The sequence below is a fragment of the Caulobacter sp. DWR1-3-2b1 genome, assembly GCF_049895765.1.
Lineage (GTDB): Bacteria > Pseudomonadota > Alphaproteobacteria > Caulobacterales > Caulobacteraceae > Caulobacter.
In genome coordinates, this window is the sequence record NZ_JAFCSZ010000004.1 from 1 (window position 1) to 15,356 (window position 15,356).

The following is a 15,356-nucleotide window of genomic DNA, read 5'->3' on the forward strand; positions in this document are numbered from 1 at the left end:
TACTTCAAGATCATCGGCTGGGGCTGGGTGTATCTGTCGACGATCCTGGACGACTTCTCGCGCTACGTCATCGCCTGGAAGCTGTGCACGACCATGAAGGCGGGGGACGTCACCGACACCCTGGAGCTGGCACTCAGCGCGTCGGGCTGCGACCAGGTCAGCGTCAGGCACAAGCCGCGTCTGCTGTCGGATAACGGCTCAAGTTACATCTCGGGCGAACTTGCCAACTGGCTGGGCAAGCAGGAGATGAAACACGTCCGGGGCGCGCCATACCATCCCCAGACCCAGGGCAAGATCGAGCGCTGGCACCAGACCCTGAAGAACCGCATCCTGCTGGAGAACTACTATCTGCCCGGCGACCTGGAGGCCCAGATCGGCGCCTTCATCGAGCACTACAACCACGCCCGCTATCACGAGAGCCTGGAGAATGTGACGCCGGCCGACGCCTACTTCGGCCGGGCCGCCGACATCCTGCGCCGCCGCGCCAGCGTCAAGCGACAGACCCTCGAACATCGGCGCTTGCAGCACCGCAAAATCGCCGCCTAGATATCAACCCCAGATGAGGCCAACCCTCCGCTAAATCCGCGACCCGGCTGTCTCAAAACTTCTGACGACGTACAGATCACCACATCCGCCGGGACTTCCGCGCCTTCGCCCTGACCACGCCAACCCAGCTTTCGGCGGCCGAAGCGGCGGCCCCCGAACGCCGGTTCGGCTTCCGCGAGACTTGAACGAGCCTAGCCCCGCCTGACCATCAGCTTGCTGATCGCATGGACGAAGTTGTTGGGCGCGATCTCCATCTCGCCGGTCGCCTTCAGATCGGGGAAGCGCGCCAGGATCTGGCGATAGGCCTCCTCCAGCTGGATCTGGGCCACGCGCTTGCCGATGCAGGTGTGGGGGCCGTAGCCGAAGGCGATGTGCTTGCCGGCGTTGGAACGGCGTACATCCAGGCGGTCGGGATCGGGAAATACCTCCGGATCGCGGTTGGCCGCGCCGTAGTACATGATCACCTTCTCGCCCTCGCGGATCTGCTGTCCATTGAGCTCGACATCGGTCGTGGCCGTGCGGCGCATGTAGATCACCGGGCTGACCATGCGGATGAACTCATCGACCGCGCCGCCGAGCAGGCCGGGATCATCGATCAGGGCCTGCTTCTGGTCGGGAAACTCGGTCAGCAGCTTCATCGCGCCCGACAGGGTGTTGCGGGTGGTGTCGTTGCCCGCGAAGACGATCAGCAGCCATGAACCGTCCAGGTACTCATCGGCCAGCAGGGCGCCATCGACCTGAGCGCGGGCGATGGCGGTCATAAGGTCCTGCCTGGGGTCCTCGCGCCGCTTGAGCAGCATGGTCCGGCCGTAGTCGAACATCTCCTCGACATTGGTGTTGAAGTCCTGGACGAACTGCATCAGCTCCAGGGTCGGGGTGATCGGGGCGGCGGCCTGCTGCACGGCCAGGTCCTGGGCCCGCTCCAGATAGTGCATCCATTTCAGGAATTTGCTGCGATCCTCGGGCGGCACGCCGAGGATTTCGCACAGGGTAAAGAGCGGCAGCACGCTGGAGAAGTGCTCGACCATGTCGATGGTCGCCCCCCCCTCCAGCAGCGGCTCCATGGCGTCCAGCAACCGGGTGACCTCGCCCCGCACCGCCTCGGTGATCCCGCGCAGATAGGACGGGGTGAAATAGGGCATGTGCTCGCGACGCAGCTGCAGGTGATGCGGCGCGTCGAGATTGATCATGGTGTCCATCGACGCCCTAAACAGCAGGGCGTGGCGGCGGTCGGGCGGGCCCATGGCCATCAATATGCCGCCGCGCTGCGAGGAATAGGTGGTTGGGTCGCCGTTCACCGTCATGACGTCGTCGTGGCGGGTCACCGCCCAGAAGCCGGGGCCGCCATAGGGTTCGGCGTGCCACATCACCGGCGCCTCCGCCCGCATGCGGGCATAGTCGGCGAAGGGCTGGCCCTTGGCGAAGCGGAAGATGTCGGCGAGATCGACATCGGGCAGGGTTGGATAGGTGGTCCCGGCGCCCGGTCCGGCCTTGCCGTCCACCACTGTCTGGCTGATCAGATCCACGCGTCTTCTCCCGGGAACATCGTTCTTTGAGACGACGATAACCGGTAAAAACGGGGCGCCAACGGCGCCGCGACGGCAACTGACGCAAGGTGAGCCTTTGCGTTCCCGCAAGTCCCGCGCATTGTGACTGAACGCCGATCACGCGGACACACGCGGACGGCTCTTGGGAGGAAGAGATGACCGGGATCGTCGAGGCAGACTACATCGTGGTGGGCGCCGGTTCGGCCGGCTGCGTGCTGGCCGCGCGGCTGTCGGAGAACGGGCGCTTCAAGGTGCTGCTGCTGGAAGCCGGCGGCGACGATCGGCCGACCAAGAACCTTTCCCAGTTCGCCTCCAACCTGATGATCCACATCCCGGTCGGCTACGCCTCGACCCTGAAGGACCCCAAGGTCAACTGGCTCTACACCACCGAGCCCGACCCCGGCACGGGCGGGCGCCAGCATGTCTGGCCGCGCGGCAAGGTGCTGGGCGGCTCGTCCTCGATCAACGCCATGCTCTATGTGCGCGGCCAGCAGGCCGACTATGACGGCTGGCGGCAACTGGGCTGCGAGGGCTGGGCCTGGGACGACGTCCTGCCCTGGTTCCGCAAGGCTCAGCACCAGGAGCGCGGCGGCTGCGATCTGCACGCCACCGGCGGCCCGCTGAACGTCGCCGACATGCGCGACGGCAATCCCATTTCCGAGGCCCTGATCGAGGCCTGCGACCAGGCCGGCATCCCGCGCTACGACGACCTGAACGGCAAGGAGCAGGAAGGCGCCACCTGGTATCAGGTGACCCAGAAGAACGGCGCGCGCTGCTCGGCCGCCGTCGCCTATCTGCACCCGGCCATGAAGCGCGCGAACCTGCGGGTCGAGACGGGCGCCCTGGCCAGCCGCGTGATCTTCGAAGGCAAGCGCGCCGCCGGGGTCGAGTTCGTCCAGAACGGCGTCAAGCGCACCGCCAAGGCGCGAGCCGAAGTGATCCTGGCGGGCGGGGCGGTAAACTCGCCGCAGCTGCTGCAGCTGTCGGGTATCGGCAATGGCGAGCTTCTGCGCCAGCACGGGATCGCCGTGGTCTCCGACATTCCCGGCGTCGGCGAAAACCTGCAGGATCACTATCTGACCGGCGTCCGCTATCGCCTGACGGCCGGCACCCTGACGGTCAACGAGATGAGCAAGGGCGGTCGCCTGGCGGCCGAGGCGCTGAAATATGTGCTGTTCCGCAAGGGCCTGCTGACCCTGTCGGCCGCGCACGTCGCCGCTTTCTGCAAGTCACGGCCGGATCTTTCGGGACCTGACATCCAGTTCCATATCCTGCCGGCCACCATGGATCTGGACAAGCTGTTCAACGAACAGAAGATGGAGCTGGAAGGCTCTCCGGGCATGACCATCGCCCCCTGCCAGCTGCGCCCGGAAAGCCGGGGCCATATCCGCATCAAGTCGGCCGATCCGTCGGACTATCCGGCCATCTTCGCCAACTACCTGTCCGATCCGCTGGACCAGGAAGTCGCCATCGCCGGTTTGAAATGGGCCCGCAAGATCGCCGAGCAGCCGGCCATCGCCAAGTATGTGGACCACGAGATGAACCCCGGTCCCGGCTTCGAGACCGACGAGATGTTGCTCGAATACGCCCGCGCCTCGGGGTCAACCCTCTATCATCCGGTCGGCACCTGCGCGATGGGTGCCGGGCCAATGGCCGTGGTCGACGCCCAGTTGAAGGTGCGCGGCGTGGACGGCCTGCGGGTGGTCGACGCCTCGATCATGCCGCGCCTGGTCTCGGGCAACACCAACGCCCCGACCATCATGATCGGCGAGAAGGGCGCGGCGATGATCCTGCAGGACGCCAAGGCGATGGCGGCGGCTTAAGGCTCAGGTCAAGGCGGAGACCAGATCGGTATGGGCAAAGTCATCGCCGACAAACAGCAGGGGTGCCCCGCGCACCTTGGCCAGGGCGTAGGTGAAGGTGTCGCCGAAGTTCAGCTGAGCCGGATGCCCTGTGCCCTTGCCATAGGCGACCCTGGCCTGGATGGCTGCGCGGCCCTGGGCTTCATCGACCGGGACCAGGGTGATGCTCAGGGATTGCAGAAAGGCGTCAAGCCGCTCGTGCGTCACACCGCGGGGCCCCAGCACCGAAGCGGCTTCGACATAGCTGGCCATCGAGATCTCTCGCGACGGGGCCGCCACGATGCGGTCCAGCAACCTATCCCCGGCCGGCTCGCGCAGGATGATCGCGACGACCGCGGAGGTGTCGACGACCATCAGCTGCGTTCCGCGGCCAACAGCGCCAGATCCACGTCATCGCCTCCCGCCTCAATCCATTCTTGGCGAGTGACAGGTCGGCGGTCGATCTCTCCCCAGCTGTCGATCAAGCGATGGACGCTCTCGATGAGGGCGTGCGGATCTTCGACATTTTTCGCCCGCGTCCGCGCCAGCCGCTCGCGCAGGGCTACGGTCACGGCTTCCGTCATCGTCTCGCCAGTCAGTCGGGAGAGGTCGCGCGCCAGGCGGTCGGCCTCTTCGGTCTTGATGCTAAGCGCCATCACCGCCTCCGCTTCTAGACAACCAATCTAGATCAATCCGCTCCAGAAGTCATCCAAGGTTCGCTGGCATGCACCCCTACCTCCACGCTCAGACCCAACCGCAAAAGCCCGCCTACATCATGGCCGGCTCGGGCGAGGTCGTGACCTACGCCCAACTTGATGCGCGGTCGAACCAGGGGGCACAGCTGTTTCGGTTCCTGGGCCTGGAGACGGGCGACGTCATGGCCATCCTGATGGAGAACAACGCCCGGTTCTTCGAGATCGCCTGGGCGGCTCAACGGGCCGGACTCTACTATGTGTGCGTCTCGACCAAGCTGACGGCGGCCGAGACGCAGTACATTCTGCAGGACTGCGGGGCTAAGGTGTTCATCACCTCGACCGCCATGGGGCCGCTGATTGACGAGATTCCGGCGCTGGTTCCAGGCCTGACGCTCTACGCCGTCGGCGGCGCTCACGGTCTCTATGCAGACCTCGAAACCGCCCGCGCGGCCATGCCTGAAACGCCGATCAGCGATGAGAGCGCGGGTTCGGACATGCTCTATTCGTCCGGCACCACCGGCCGGCCCAAGGGGGTGAAGCCGGCCCTGAGCGGGGGGCCGATCGACGCGCCCAACGCCCTGTTCATGATGGCCCAGGGCCTGTTCGGCTTCAGCGGCGACAGCCTCTATCTGTCGCCCGCGCCGCTTTATCACGCCGCCCCGCTGCGCTGGTGCATGAGCGTCCACAAGCTGGGCGGCACGGTCATCGTCATGGAAAAGTTCGATCCCGAGGCGGCCTTGGACCTGATCGAGAAGCATAGGATCACCTGCGGCCAGTTCGTGCCGACCCACTTCGTGCGGATGCTGAAACTGCCGCCAGAGGTGCGAGCGCGGTACGACGTCTCGTCAATGAAATCGGCGATCCACGCCGCCGCCCCCTGCCCTGTCCCGGTCAAGGAACAGATGATCGCCTGGTGGGGTCCGGTGATCTTCGAATATTACGCCGGCACGGAAGGCAACGGCTTCTGCTGGATCAATTCGCAGAACTGGCTGACCCACAAGGGCAGCGTCGGCCAGGCGGTGTTGGGGACCTTGCGTATCTGCGACGAGAACGGTGACCCGCTTCCAGTCCGCACCGAGGGCGGTGTCTATTTCGCCGACGGCCCGGCGGTGAACTACCACAACGCCCCCGACAAGACCGCCGAGAGCTACAATCAGCACGGCTGGACCACCCTGGGCGACGTGGGCTGGGTCGACGAAGAGGGCTACCTCTATCTGACCGACCGCAAGAGCTTCATGATCATCAGCGGCGGGGTGAACATCTATCCGCAGGAGATCGAGAACCTGCTGATCACCCACCCCAAGGTGGCCGACGCCGCCGTGGTCGGCGCGCCGTGCGAGGAGATGGGCGAGAAGGTCGTGGCGGTGATCCAGCCGATGGACTGGACCGGTGACCAGACCGCCCTGGCCGAGGAACTGATGACCTTCGCCCGCGCCAATCTCAGCCATGTGAAGTCACCGCGCCGGATCGACTTCATGCAGGAACTGCCCCGCCACGCGACGGGCAAGCTCTACAAGCGGCTGATCCGGGATGCTTACTGGGCGGAAGGTGGTAAGCGGATCGCCTGAAGGCGACCTTGCCGAAGACGGCGGGTCATGGGATCAATCAAACAACTGTTTACAAAAGACGTGTTTGGGAGAGCGCCATGAGACAAGTCGCCTATGCGGATATCGCCAGCCTGGTCGGTCAGGAAGTCGGCGTTTCGGACTGGGTCGAGGTCAGCCAGGAGCGGGTCAACCTGTTCGCCGAAGCCACCGGCGACCACCAGTGGATCCATATCGATGTCGAGCGCGCCACCCGCGAGATCGGCGGCCCGATCGCTCACGGCTACCTCACCCTGTCTCTGATCCCGATGCTGGGGGCCGGCATCCTGCACGTCAACGGCGTGACGCGCGGCATCAACTATGGCTGCGACAAGGTCCGCTTCACCGGCATGGTCCGGGTCGGCAAGAAGGTGCGCATGCGCCAGAAGCTGCTGAGCGTCGAGCCGAAGGCCGGCGGCCTGCAGATGAAGAACGAATGCACTATCGAGATCGAAGGCGAGGAACGCCCCGCCTGCGTCGCCGAGACCATCTCGATCATCTACGGCGCGTAAACGGCTAAGCCCCTCCCCGTGAAGGGAGGGGTTCCAGTCCTCAGACCAACGGTCCTGGGATTGCGATAGGCGCCGAAGATCGCGTCGATCACCGGCAGGTCGCAATAGTTGAAAGCATCGACGTCGCGCTCGTGGTGCACGGCGTGCATCTCGGGTCGGCCCACGAACCAGCCCAGCCATTGCGCCCGCAGAAACGGCGTCGGAGTGCCGATTGTCAGGTAGAGCGCGTCAGCCGCCAGGCCGATCAGCGGCTAGAGCGTTTTCCGATAAGTGTGAAACGGTTACCGGATCGTGGTTATCGCCGAGGGCGCGATCCTGCTGTCCAAGGCGCTGAGGGACCCCATCCAGGGCGGTCGCCAGATCCTGCTTTATCGCGACACGATCCGGCTGATCCTCTCGGCCTAGCGTCCGGTCGCCGCCCGCAAGGCGGCGGCGGTTTGCGGGTTGGCCGGCAGGAAGGTCTCGATGGTCAGCTCCGGCACGGTGACGTCCAGCGCCCCGCCGAAGGTCATGGTGGTGGTCAGGAACGACAGCTCGCCGGCGGGCGTATTCAGCCTCAGCGGCACGGCGATCATGCCTTCGCCGCCGCGCGGGTGGGCCTCGCCGCCGGGATAGGCCGATAGCTCCCTGATCAGGTCGGCCAGCCCGGCGTCGCCGTTGTCGGCCAGCTCCCGGCGCAAACGCGACAGGATGTGGCCGCGCAGCTCGGCGAGATTGGCGATCCGGCGCGCGACGCCGTCGGGGTGCAGGCTCAGCCGCAGCACATTGACCGGCCCCTCCAGCAGCTTGGGGTCGACACCGTCCATCAGCAGCCCAGCCGAGGCGTTGTGGGTCAGCATGGTCCAGCGCCGGTCGATGGCGAGGGCGGGGAACGGCATGTGGGCTTCCAGCAGCGCTTCGACGGCTATCTTCTCTGCCTCCAGCCCCGGGTCGTCCAGCGGCCGCTCGGGGAACACGGGCGCGAAGCCCGCGGCGAGCAGCAGAGCGTTGCGCTCACGCAGCGGCACGCCCAATCCTTCGGCCAATCGCAGCACCATGTCGCGACTGGGCGCGGCGCGACCGGTCTCCAGGAACGACAGGTGGCGGGTCGAGATCTCGGCCTCGCAGGCCAGATCCAGCTGACTGAGCCGGCGCTTCTGGCGCCGGAAACACAGTCGCTCGCCGATGGTGGGGACGGCGATGGTCATGGCCGCGAACGGTCCCTAGAGCATTTTCCGATAAGTGTGGAACGGTTATAGGATCGAAAAATGCTCTAAACTTCCGATTTAGAGCCCTTTTCGCCCAAATCTGATGAAGCCATCAGGTCGGAAAGGGCTCTAGCGCTGCTGCTCCGGCCGGGTGCGTGGCGCATAGAACTGCTCCAGCCCCTGGGCCAAGGCGGCTCGCTCTTCGGCCGAGAGCTTCGTCGCGAACGCCGCGAGGGAGGCTTCCACATTCGTGCGCGCCTGACCATCGAGCGCTCTCGCCGCCGCCAGATGCTGGCTGGCCACTGCAGGATCGTAGGGCTTGGCCCTGAAGGCCTGCAGCCCCGCCTGCCGCTCGGCCCGCGCCTGGCGGACGATCGGCTGATTGCGCTGATTGGCCTCTCGCAAAGTTCGCCGCATCGCCTGCCGGCTCTCCTGGGACAGGCCCCGGCCGGCCGTCCAAAGCGGCGGGCGCTTCTCGCCCGATGGCGCGACCTCGGCGGGAAGTGACGGTCGCTGCGGCGGCCGCTGTGGCGGCGACTGGACGGGCGGCGCGATCACCCCCGCGACCGGCGCGGCGGGCGGGAGCACGGGCGGGACCTCGATAGGCGTCGGAGGCGTCTGGCGCACCCACAGCACGCCGACCACCCCGCCGACGAGAAACACGTTGAGCGCCGCCGAGACGATCAGGCCGATCAGCAGCGAGCGGGAAACGGTCATAGGGCGGCGGGCTCCTCGAGGGCCTCGGACAGGTCGGCGGTGAAGTCGGTGGCGATCACGCTCTGAGCTGGATGCGGGTCGGCATGACCTGCCTGTGCGATCATCACGCCGACAGCGACCCCCGCAAGTGCCGCGACACCCAGGCCAAGAGCCGCGCCCGCGCCCGCCAGCCAGCGGCGCGCGGCGCTTGCGGGTTGCGGCGCCGCGGCGATCAGCCGGCCCAGCAGGGCCGCGTCTGCGGACTGGGCGGGGGCGAGGTCGAGCAGGCGGTCCAATCGCGCGGCGTCGGCCAGCACCGCTTCCAGGCGCAGGGGTGCGACAGCGAGCAAGGCGCGCGCCGTCTCGCGCTCGGCCTCGGGCCAGCGAGCGACGTCGCCGCCATAGATTTCAGCCAGGTCGGCGAACCGTTCGAGGGTCATGGTCATGCCCGGACCTCCTTCATCGTCCCTGCCCGGCCAGATCGGCCAGTGACGCTTTCAGCGCCCGCCGGCCGCGTCCCAGAAGGCTTTCCAACGCCTCGACGCTGATGGTCATCAGGGCGGCGGCCTCGATATTGCCCAGCCCCTGGTGGTGGCACAGCACTATGGCTTCGCGCTGGCGTTCGGGCAGGGCCGCCAGCGCCGCCTCGACCCGTCGCGACAGGTCTCCGCCCAGCAGGCCCGCGTCCGGAGCCGGGCCAGTGTCGACCTGTTCCGGCGGCTCGGCCGTGATCGTCTCGCGCCGCTTGCGCAGGCGGTCGTAGCAGAGGTTCAGCGCCACGCGGTGCAGCCAGGTGTCGAACTTTGCGGCGCCCGGCCGCCAGGAACGCGCCTGTTTCCAGGCCCGCAGGAAGGTCTCCTGCGCCACGTCCTCGGCCTCGCCGGCGTCGTTCAGAATCCGGCGGGCCAGGGCGAGAACGCGCGGCAAGCGTCGGCCCAGCAGCTGACGAACGGCGGCCGGGTCGCCCCGGCCTACCCCCGTTAGCAGCGCCTCGTCGGGATCGCTCCCCTCGGCCGCCAAACCTCACCTCGCCGCGCGCAGACACATCAGATCCCGACCTTCGCCTTGCCGGCGCCGGTCTTCAACTCCGCCATCGTCAGGGCGCCGTCATTGTCGGCGTCCATGCGCTTGAAGCGGTTGGCCAGAAAGCCATCCATCTCGCCGCGCGACAGCAAGCCGTCATTGTCGGCGTCGACGCGCGACCACATGCGGTCGGCGCCCTTTCCGGTCTTCGCAGCGGCCGGGGCGGGTGCATCGGCCTTGGGCTTTCGCATCGCGGAGAACTCCGCGCGCGACAGCTTGCCGTCCTTGTCGGCGTCGAGTTTGGTCATCATCTGGCCGCCGCGTCCGGCTTGGAATTCAACCAAGGTGACCTTGCCGTCGGCATTGGCGTCCTGCGCGGCCGCGCCCTTCGGCGCCGCCAAGGCGGGGGCGGCGAGCATCAGGATCGCGCCGGCGGCGATCAGTTTCATTCTAGGCACGTGACTTGCGTCTCCGATGGGTTGAAGCCGTCCCATTGCCCCTTTCAACGTCAAGCCCTGGACTTTCCGTCGCGCCGCACGATCGTCTCGAACGCCGCCCGCGCCTCGGCCTTGGCCTTGGTCAGCTTGGTTTTTAGCGAGCGGAATTCGCGTACATGGCCGGCGCGAGCCAGCAGGGCGCGGAAGGCCTTGGGCTCGGTCTCTGGATCGCCGCCGTCCTCCAGCGCCACCTTGATCAGTTGCGACAGGTCCTGCTCCAGCCGCCACGCAGTTTCCAGTGACGCCAGGGCCGCGTCGTTAGCCAGGCCCGCCGCCCTCAGAGCCGCCAACGCCTCGCCGGTATTCTGCGCGAGAGGCCCGCCATCGGCCGCGTGTTTGAGCTGCAGGAACTGAGCCACGAACTCGATATCGACCAGCCCGCCCGGCGTCAGCTTCAGATCCCAGACACCTTTGCCGGGACGCTCCTGTTCCATCAACTCGCGCATTTCCAGTACGTCGACGACGGTCTTCGCCGGATCGCGCGGGCAGCGCAGGGCCGCTTCGATGGCCGCCTCGGCCCGGGCTTTGAAGGCCGGCGAACTGGCCCACATTACCCGGGCGCGGGTCAGGGCCAGCAACTCCCAGGTCTCGGCCTCGCGGGCGTAATAGTCCTCGAAGGCCGCAAAGCTGACCGCGACAGGTCCCTTGGTGCCCGACGGCCGAAGCTTCAGATCCACCTCGTAGAGCGTGCCCTCCCCTGTCGGCGCCGACAGGGCCGAAGTCAGGCGCTGGGTGAAGCGGGCATAGAAGCTTTCGGCGCCCCAGGCCTTGATCGACGACATGGCTGCCGGATCGTCCGCCGCATAGAGCGTCATCAGATCGAGATCCGACTTGGCGGTCATCTCGCGGGAACCTGCCTTGCCCAGGGCCACGACCGCAACCTCGCCAGGGAAGTCACCGCCGAGGCGGACGGTCTCGGCGAGCGCCGCCGGCGCCAGACCGCCAACGATCAGGTCGCCCAGCCCTGCGAAGGCGGCGCCGACGTCACGGGCTCCGGCCGTACCGCTCATCACCCGCACGCCGATGCGGAAGCTCTGGTCGCGGAACAGACGGCGGGCGGCGTTCATCGCGCCCTCGAAATCCTCGGGATCCCCCAAGGCGATCCGGGGCGCGATCTCCGGCGTCTCCATGGGTCCGAAGAAGGCGGGGTCCAGCAGGGCGTCCAAAGCCGTCGGTCTTCGCGCCAGAGTGGCGGCCAGACGGGGCGCAAAGGCCATGACCTCGACGATCAACTCGAACAGGCGCGGCTGGGCCAGGAACAGCGACTGGATCTGCACGCCGGAACTCAAGGACGCGAAGAAGTCGGCGAAGCGGTTGAAGGCGCTGTCTGGCGCGCCCGTGGCGTTGGCGGCGTCCAGCAGGCGCGGGGCCAAGCGGGTAAAGAGCTCGCGGCTCCGTTCGGTGCGGGTGGCGGCGATACGGCCGTGGTGCCAGCTGCGGATGGTGGCGGCCACGCGCTCGGGGCTGGAAAAGCCCATGCGCTTCAGCGTGGCCAGGGTTTCTGGATCGTCCTCGACGCCGGTGAAGACCAGGCTGCCAAAGCGCGAGGACAGTTCCTCCTCGCCCGCGAACAGGCGGCCATAGCGCAGGTTCACGCCTTTCAGGATCTTGCCGACGGCGGCGTCGAAGCTGCGCAGATTGTCGTGGTTCCACAACGCCCCGACTCTCTTCCGGTCGGTATCGGACTCCGGCAGCTTGTGGGTCTGGTCGTCGGCGATCATCTGGGCGCGGTGTTCCAGCGCCCGCAGGTCCGTATAGGCCTCCGTCAGCCAGGCCGCGTCTTCGGGTGTGACGTGGCCAGCCTGCGACAGGGCGGCGAGCGCGTCCAGCGTACGCGGTCCGCGCAGGTCGGGTTGGCGGCCACCCAGGATCAGCTGCTGGGTCTGGACGAAGAACTCGATCTCGCGGATGCCGCCCCGACCCAGCTTCAGGTCCGCGCCCTTGGCGGTCAGGCGGTCGTCGACCTTATAGGTGTGGATCTGGCGCTTGATCGAATGGATGTCGGCGATGGCGGCGAAATCAAGGTTCCGCCGCCAGATGAAAGGCTGCAGTTCCGCCAGGAACGCCTCGCCCTCCTTGATGTCGCCGGCCGCGATGCGGGCCTTGATGTGGGCGGCGCGCTCCCAGTTCTGGCCGACGCTCTCGTAGTAATCCATGGCCGCATCGACCGGCATGGCGGGCGGGGTCGAGGACGGATCGGGGCGCAGGCGCAGGTCGATGCGGAAGACGTATCCGTCGGCGGTGCGCTCTTGGAGGATGCGCCCCAGATGGTTGGCGATCCGCACGGCGACGCCCTGGGGTTCGATTCCCTCCGCGACCGGCAGCTTTTCGGGCGCGTAGAAGATCGAGAAATCGATGTCGCTGGAATAGTTGAGCTCGAAGGCGCCGTGCTTGCCCATGGCGATGCAGAACAGGCCCGGCGCGGGTCCGGCATCGGTGTCGCCAACCTGGGTCAAGGCGCCGCGATCGACCTCCAGCCGGACCGCCTGGGCCAGGGCGGCGTTCAGGGCGGCGTCGGCAAAGCGGGTCAGGGCGCCGGTCACCGCGTCCAGATCCCAGACGCCGCCAAGGTCGCACAGAGCGGTCAGCAGGTGCAGGTCGGCCTTCAGTTCGCGCAGCACGCGGCGGGCGGTCTCGAAGTCCGGCTCGGCGGCGACGGCATCGGCGGCGGTCAGGATCAGCGCCAGGCGCGCATCCGGATCGGTCTCGAGGATCGACGGCAGGCGGCGTGCGTCTCGCCGCGCCAGGCCGGCCAGATAGGGCGACGCGGCAAACACCGGGGCCAGGGCGGGCCAGGCGGCTTCGACGATGGCCGAGCGCTCGCCGACGCGCTTGAGCACCGCCTCGTGGGCGCGTTCGGCCGCCTTGGGATCGACGATGGGGCCGCACGGGGCGAGGCGTTCAAGCAGGCGAGTCATGGCGCCACCGTGGCCCGCCCGGTCGGCTTGGGCAAGACACACGCTTGACGGGTGATATTACAGTTGTAACCATTGGGCATCCAAACCCGAAAACAGACATCGGGACTGGCCTTGGAGGGGAAAGCGAAGATGATCGAACTGCTCGCCTTGGCTCTGACACGGGTGCAGCTCGCGGCTGCAGCCGCGATCGTGCTGGTTCTGTTGCTGCGGGTTCCGGTCCGTAATCTGCTCGGCCCGCGCCTGGCTTACGGGCTTTGGGCGCTGGTGCCCGCCGCCGCCGCGGCCAGCATCTTTCCCAGCCTGGCCGAAACTCTGGAAGTCGGCGCGCCCACCGCCCCGCTGGCTCCGGGTCTGGCGCTCAAGGTTCTGGTCCTGTGGTTGGTTGGCGTGGCGCTCTTCGCCGGCTTCATGCTGTGGCAGGAATATGCCTTCCGACGCATGGCCGCCCAGGGCAAGGCCGGGCCGGCAGTGATGGGCGCCTTGTGGCCCCGGATCGTTCTGCCCGCCGATTTCGAAGTGCGCTTCGACACCCGAGAGCGTGGCCTGATCCTGCTGCACGAGCGCACTCACATCCATCGCGGCGATCCCATCGCCAATCTGGTCCTGGCCGCCTGCCGGGCCCTGGGCTGGTGCAATCCGCTGATCCATCTGGGCGCGGCCTTCACCCGTATCGATCAGGAACTGGCCTGCGACGCCACGGTCCTGGCCCTGCGGAACGACATCCGAGCCGACTACGCCAAGGCGCTTCTGAAGGTGTCGATGTTTCGCACGTCCTCGCCCCTCGCCTGCGGTTGGGGAACCCACCCGCTGATCCTGCGGGTGAGTTCCCTCAAGCGTCACGAGCCCAGCCAACGGCGCGAGGTCGCCGGCTTCATCGGCCTGATCGTCCTGAGCATGGCGACCTTTCTGGCGGTGTGGAGCGTTGCGCCGCGTGGTCTGGAGCCGAGAGCCCTGGCGCCAACCATCGACATGGAGGCCGTGCACGCCGCTCAGGCCGCCAGGGGCTTCGCCCTGCCGTACAGCGCGGCGATGGTCGCGATGGCGTCCTCGGCCTCGCTTCGGCTGGCCGTCTCGTTGTCGTCGTTATAGCCCCAGGCCTCGGTCTGCCCGACCTGTTGCACCACGATGCCATCGCGTCGCGCCAGGATCGACACGCCCTTGTAGTAGAGGCCGTAATGGACCTCGTGTTGTGGGATCAGCCAGGCGATCTGGCCGCGCACCGGGATGATGCTCTCGTCCTTCCACAGCGCCCGCGCGCCATAGCCGGTGCAGTTGACCACCACCTTCTGCTTCAACACCGCCAGATCGGCAGGCGTGTGGAAGGTCATGGTCTCGATCTTGCCGCCGGCCAGCAGATAGTCGGTCATCAGTAGGTGAGCATATTCGGCGATGTTGAACTGCATCGACGTGCCGCGCCGCGCATAGGGCGTCGGGAACGGGTGGCTGCCCGCCGGCAGGTCCAGGCCTCGAGGCGTGATGTCGCGCACCCGCTCGACATATTCGACGAAACGCACGTCGTCCGGGTGGTGCGACCCTCCCCTCTGGCCCGGCGGATTATCGAACAGGGTGTAGCGATCGGTCCATTCCACAGGATCGCCGGCCATGCCCAGATAGGTCTGATAGGCCTTGTAGGAGGTCCGGCACATCTCCTCCCATTGCGCCTCGAAGCCCGGCGCGGTCGCGCCAACGGCGGCGATGCGGGAGTCGGGCGACCATGTACCGGTGGCGCGGGCCGAGCGCGTGTCGGGCGTGCGCTCGCTGGCATAGATGGTGACATTGGCCCCGGCCCGGCGCAGCAGCGTCGCCGTGGTCAGGCCCAGGGCGCCGCAGCCGATCACCGCGATGTCGCGCTCACCGGTCGACATGGCGTTCTTCGCCGCGATGGTCCCCGAACCCCAGGACAGCGACCAGCCGCTGCCGCCATGGCCGTAATTGTGGACCACGGTCTTGTCGCCCACGGTCTCCACATCGAGACGCGGCCCTGCCTTGCGGAACGGGCGCAGGCAGGCGGTAATCTTCGAGATCCGGTCGGGCCTCATGCGGATCGGCGCCAGGGTCGGCAGGGCGTTGAAGTCGCCGAGACCCGCGACCAACCCGGGTCGCACGATCTGGCCCGGCGCGCAGCCGGCCACGCCCACCAGGCCCAGCCCGCCAAGCCCGGCCAGAAAGCCGCGACGATTGCGGATCGCGTCGATTTCGAAAGTCACGCTGATACTCGCGTTCATGGATTAGAGCGCCACCTTGGACCAGCCTCGCGCGAGCTTCGACCCTGAACCGACGGCCATCCACAGTTGCGAGAGTCTCGCCACCG

The 15,356-nt window shown here is 67.1% G+C and carries 15 protein-coding genes and 2 pseudogenes; 5 read left to right on the forward strand and 12 right to left on the reverse strand.

Annotated elements, in window-relative coordinates; all coding sequences use genetic code 11:
• A pseudogene (locus tag ACP69S_RS05150) lies at nt 1–546 on the forward strand (IS3-like element ISCc3 family transposase); the annotation flags it as partial.
• Here the strand turns inward: ACP69S_RS05150 and ACP69S_RS05155 are convergent.
• Nucleotides 543–620 (reverse strand): annotated as a pseudogene (locus tag ACP69S_RS05155) (hypothetical protein); the annotation flags it as partial. The pseudogenes ACP69S_RS05150 and ACP69S_RS05155 overlap by 4 nt on opposite strands.
• A 117-nt stretch (nt 621–737) precedes the next feature.
• Complete coding sequence (locus tag ACP69S_RS05160; protein ID WP_425995500.1) at nt 738–2,072, reverse strand: cytochrome P450; 1,335 nt, start codon at nt 2,070–2,072, stop codon at nt 738–740.
• Nucleotides 2,073–2,248: 176 nt separating this feature from the next.
• Between ACP69S_RS05160 and ACP69S_RS05165 the strand changes: the two genes are divergently transcribed.
• Complete coding sequence (locus ACP69S_RS05165; RefSeq protein WP_425995501.1) at nt 2,249–3,916, forward strand: GMC family oxidoreductase; 1,668 nt, start codon at nt 2,249–2,251, stop codon at nt 3,914–3,916.
• A gap of 3 nt (nt 3,917–3,919) precedes the next feature.
• On the opposite strand, the gene ACP69S_RS05170 is transcribed toward ACP69S_RS05165, so the two are convergent.
• Complete coding sequence (locus tag ACP69S_RS05170; protein WP_425995502.1) at nt 3,920–4,309, reverse strand: type II toxin-antitoxin system VapC family toxin; 390 nt, start codon at nt 4,307–4,309, stop codon at nt 3,920–3,922.
• The gene (locus ACP69S_RS05175) at nt 4,309–4,590 is read right to left on the reverse strand and encodes a type II toxin-antitoxin system VapB family antitoxin (protein ID WP_425995503.1); all 282 of its coding nucleotides are present in this window, start codon (nt 4,588–4,590) and stop codon (nt 4,309–4,311) included. The genes ACP69S_RS05170 and ACP69S_RS05175 overlap by 1 nt, the downstream gene beginning before the upstream one ends.
• A gap of 68 nt (nt 4,591–4,658) precedes the next feature.
• On the opposite strand from ACP69S_RS05175, the gene ACP69S_RS05180 reads away from it, so the two are divergent.
• On the forward strand, nt 4,659–6,197 hold the full coding sequence (locus ACP69S_RS05180; protein ID WP_425995504.1) for an acyl-CoA synthetase: 1,539 nt from the start codon (nt 4,659–4,661) through the stop codon (nt 6,195–6,197).
• Between the two features lie 77 nt (nt 6,198–6,274).
• Nucleotides 6,275–6,724, forward strand: a complete 450-nt coding sequence (locus ACP69S_RS05185) for a MaoC family dehydratase (protein WP_425995505.1) — start codon at nt 6,275–6,277, stop codon at nt 6,722–6,724.
• Here ACP69S_RS05185 and ACP69S_RS05190 read toward each other — a convergent pair.
• The 7 genes from ACP69S_RS05190 to ACP69S_RS05220 form a co-directional block, all read right to left on the reverse strand.
• On the reverse strand, nt 6,712–6,888 hold the full coding sequence (locus ACP69S_RS05190; protein ID WP_425995506.1) for a hypothetical protein: 177 nt from the start codon (nt 6,886–6,888) through the stop codon (nt 6,712–6,714). The genes ACP69S_RS05185 and ACP69S_RS05190 overlap by 13 nt on opposite strands.
• 237 nt (nt 6,889–7,125) lie before the next feature.
• Nucleotides 7,126–7,911 (reverse strand): helix-turn-helix domain-containing protein, encoded by a 786-nt coding sequence (locus ACP69S_RS05195; protein ID WP_425995507.1) that lies wholly within the window; start codon nt 7,909–7,911, stop codon nt 7,126–7,128.
• Between the two features lie 129 nt (nt 7,912–8,040).
• On the reverse strand, nt 8,041–8,628 hold the full coding sequence (locus ACP69S_RS05200; protein ID WP_425995508.1) for a periplasmic heavy metal sensor: 588 nt from the start codon (nt 8,626–8,628) through the stop codon (nt 8,041–8,043).
• Nucleotides 8,625–9,053 carry a hypothetical protein gene (locus tag ACP69S_RS05205; protein WP_425995509.1) on the reverse strand — a complete coding sequence of 143 codons (429 nt, stop codon included), beginning with the start codon at nt 9,051–9,053 and terminating at the stop codon, nt 8,625–8,627. Before ACP69S_RS05205 ends, ACP69S_RS05200 begins: the two co-directional genes overlap by 4 nt.
• Nucleotides 9,054–9,066: 13 nt before the next feature.
• A complete protein-coding gene (locus ACP69S_RS05210) occupies nt 9,067–9,627 on the reverse strand; it encodes an RNA polymerase sigma factor (protein WP_425995510.1) in 561 nt (186 codons plus the stop codon).
• A gap of 26 nt (nt 9,628–9,653) precedes the next feature.
• Nucleotides 9,654–10,079: an EF-hand domain-containing protein gene (locus tag ACP69S_RS05215; protein ID WP_425995739.1), complete on the reverse strand. Its 426-nt coding sequence runs from the start codon at nt 10,077–10,079 to the stop codon at nt 9,654–9,656.
• 59 nt (nt 10,080–10,138) lie between these two features.
• Nucleotides 10,139–13,045: a bifunctional [glutamine synthetase] adenylyltransferase/[glutamine synthetase]-adenylyl-L-tyrosine phosphorylase gene (locus ACP69S_RS05220; RefSeq protein WP_425995511.1), complete on the reverse strand. Its 2,907-nt coding sequence runs from the start codon at nt 13,043–13,045 to the stop codon at nt 10,139–10,141.
• Nucleotides 13,046–13,174: 129 nt separating this feature from the next.
• On the opposite strand from ACP69S_RS05220, the gene ACP69S_RS05225 reads away from it, so the two are divergent.
• Nucleotides 13,175–14,134, forward strand: a complete 960-nt coding sequence (locus ACP69S_RS05225; protein ID WP_425995512.1) for a M56 family metallopeptidase — start codon at nt 13,175–13,177, stop codon at nt 14,132–14,134.
• Here the strand turns inward: ACP69S_RS05225 and ACP69S_RS05230 are convergent.
• Nucleotides 14,035–15,270, reverse strand: a complete 1,236-nt coding sequence (locus ACP69S_RS05230) for an FAD-dependent oxidoreductase (RefSeq protein ID WP_425995513.1) — start codon at nt 15,268–15,270, stop codon at nt 14,035–14,037. The genes ACP69S_RS05225 and ACP69S_RS05230 overlap by 100 nt on opposite strands.
• Nucleotides 15,271–15,356: the final 86 nt, after the last annotated feature.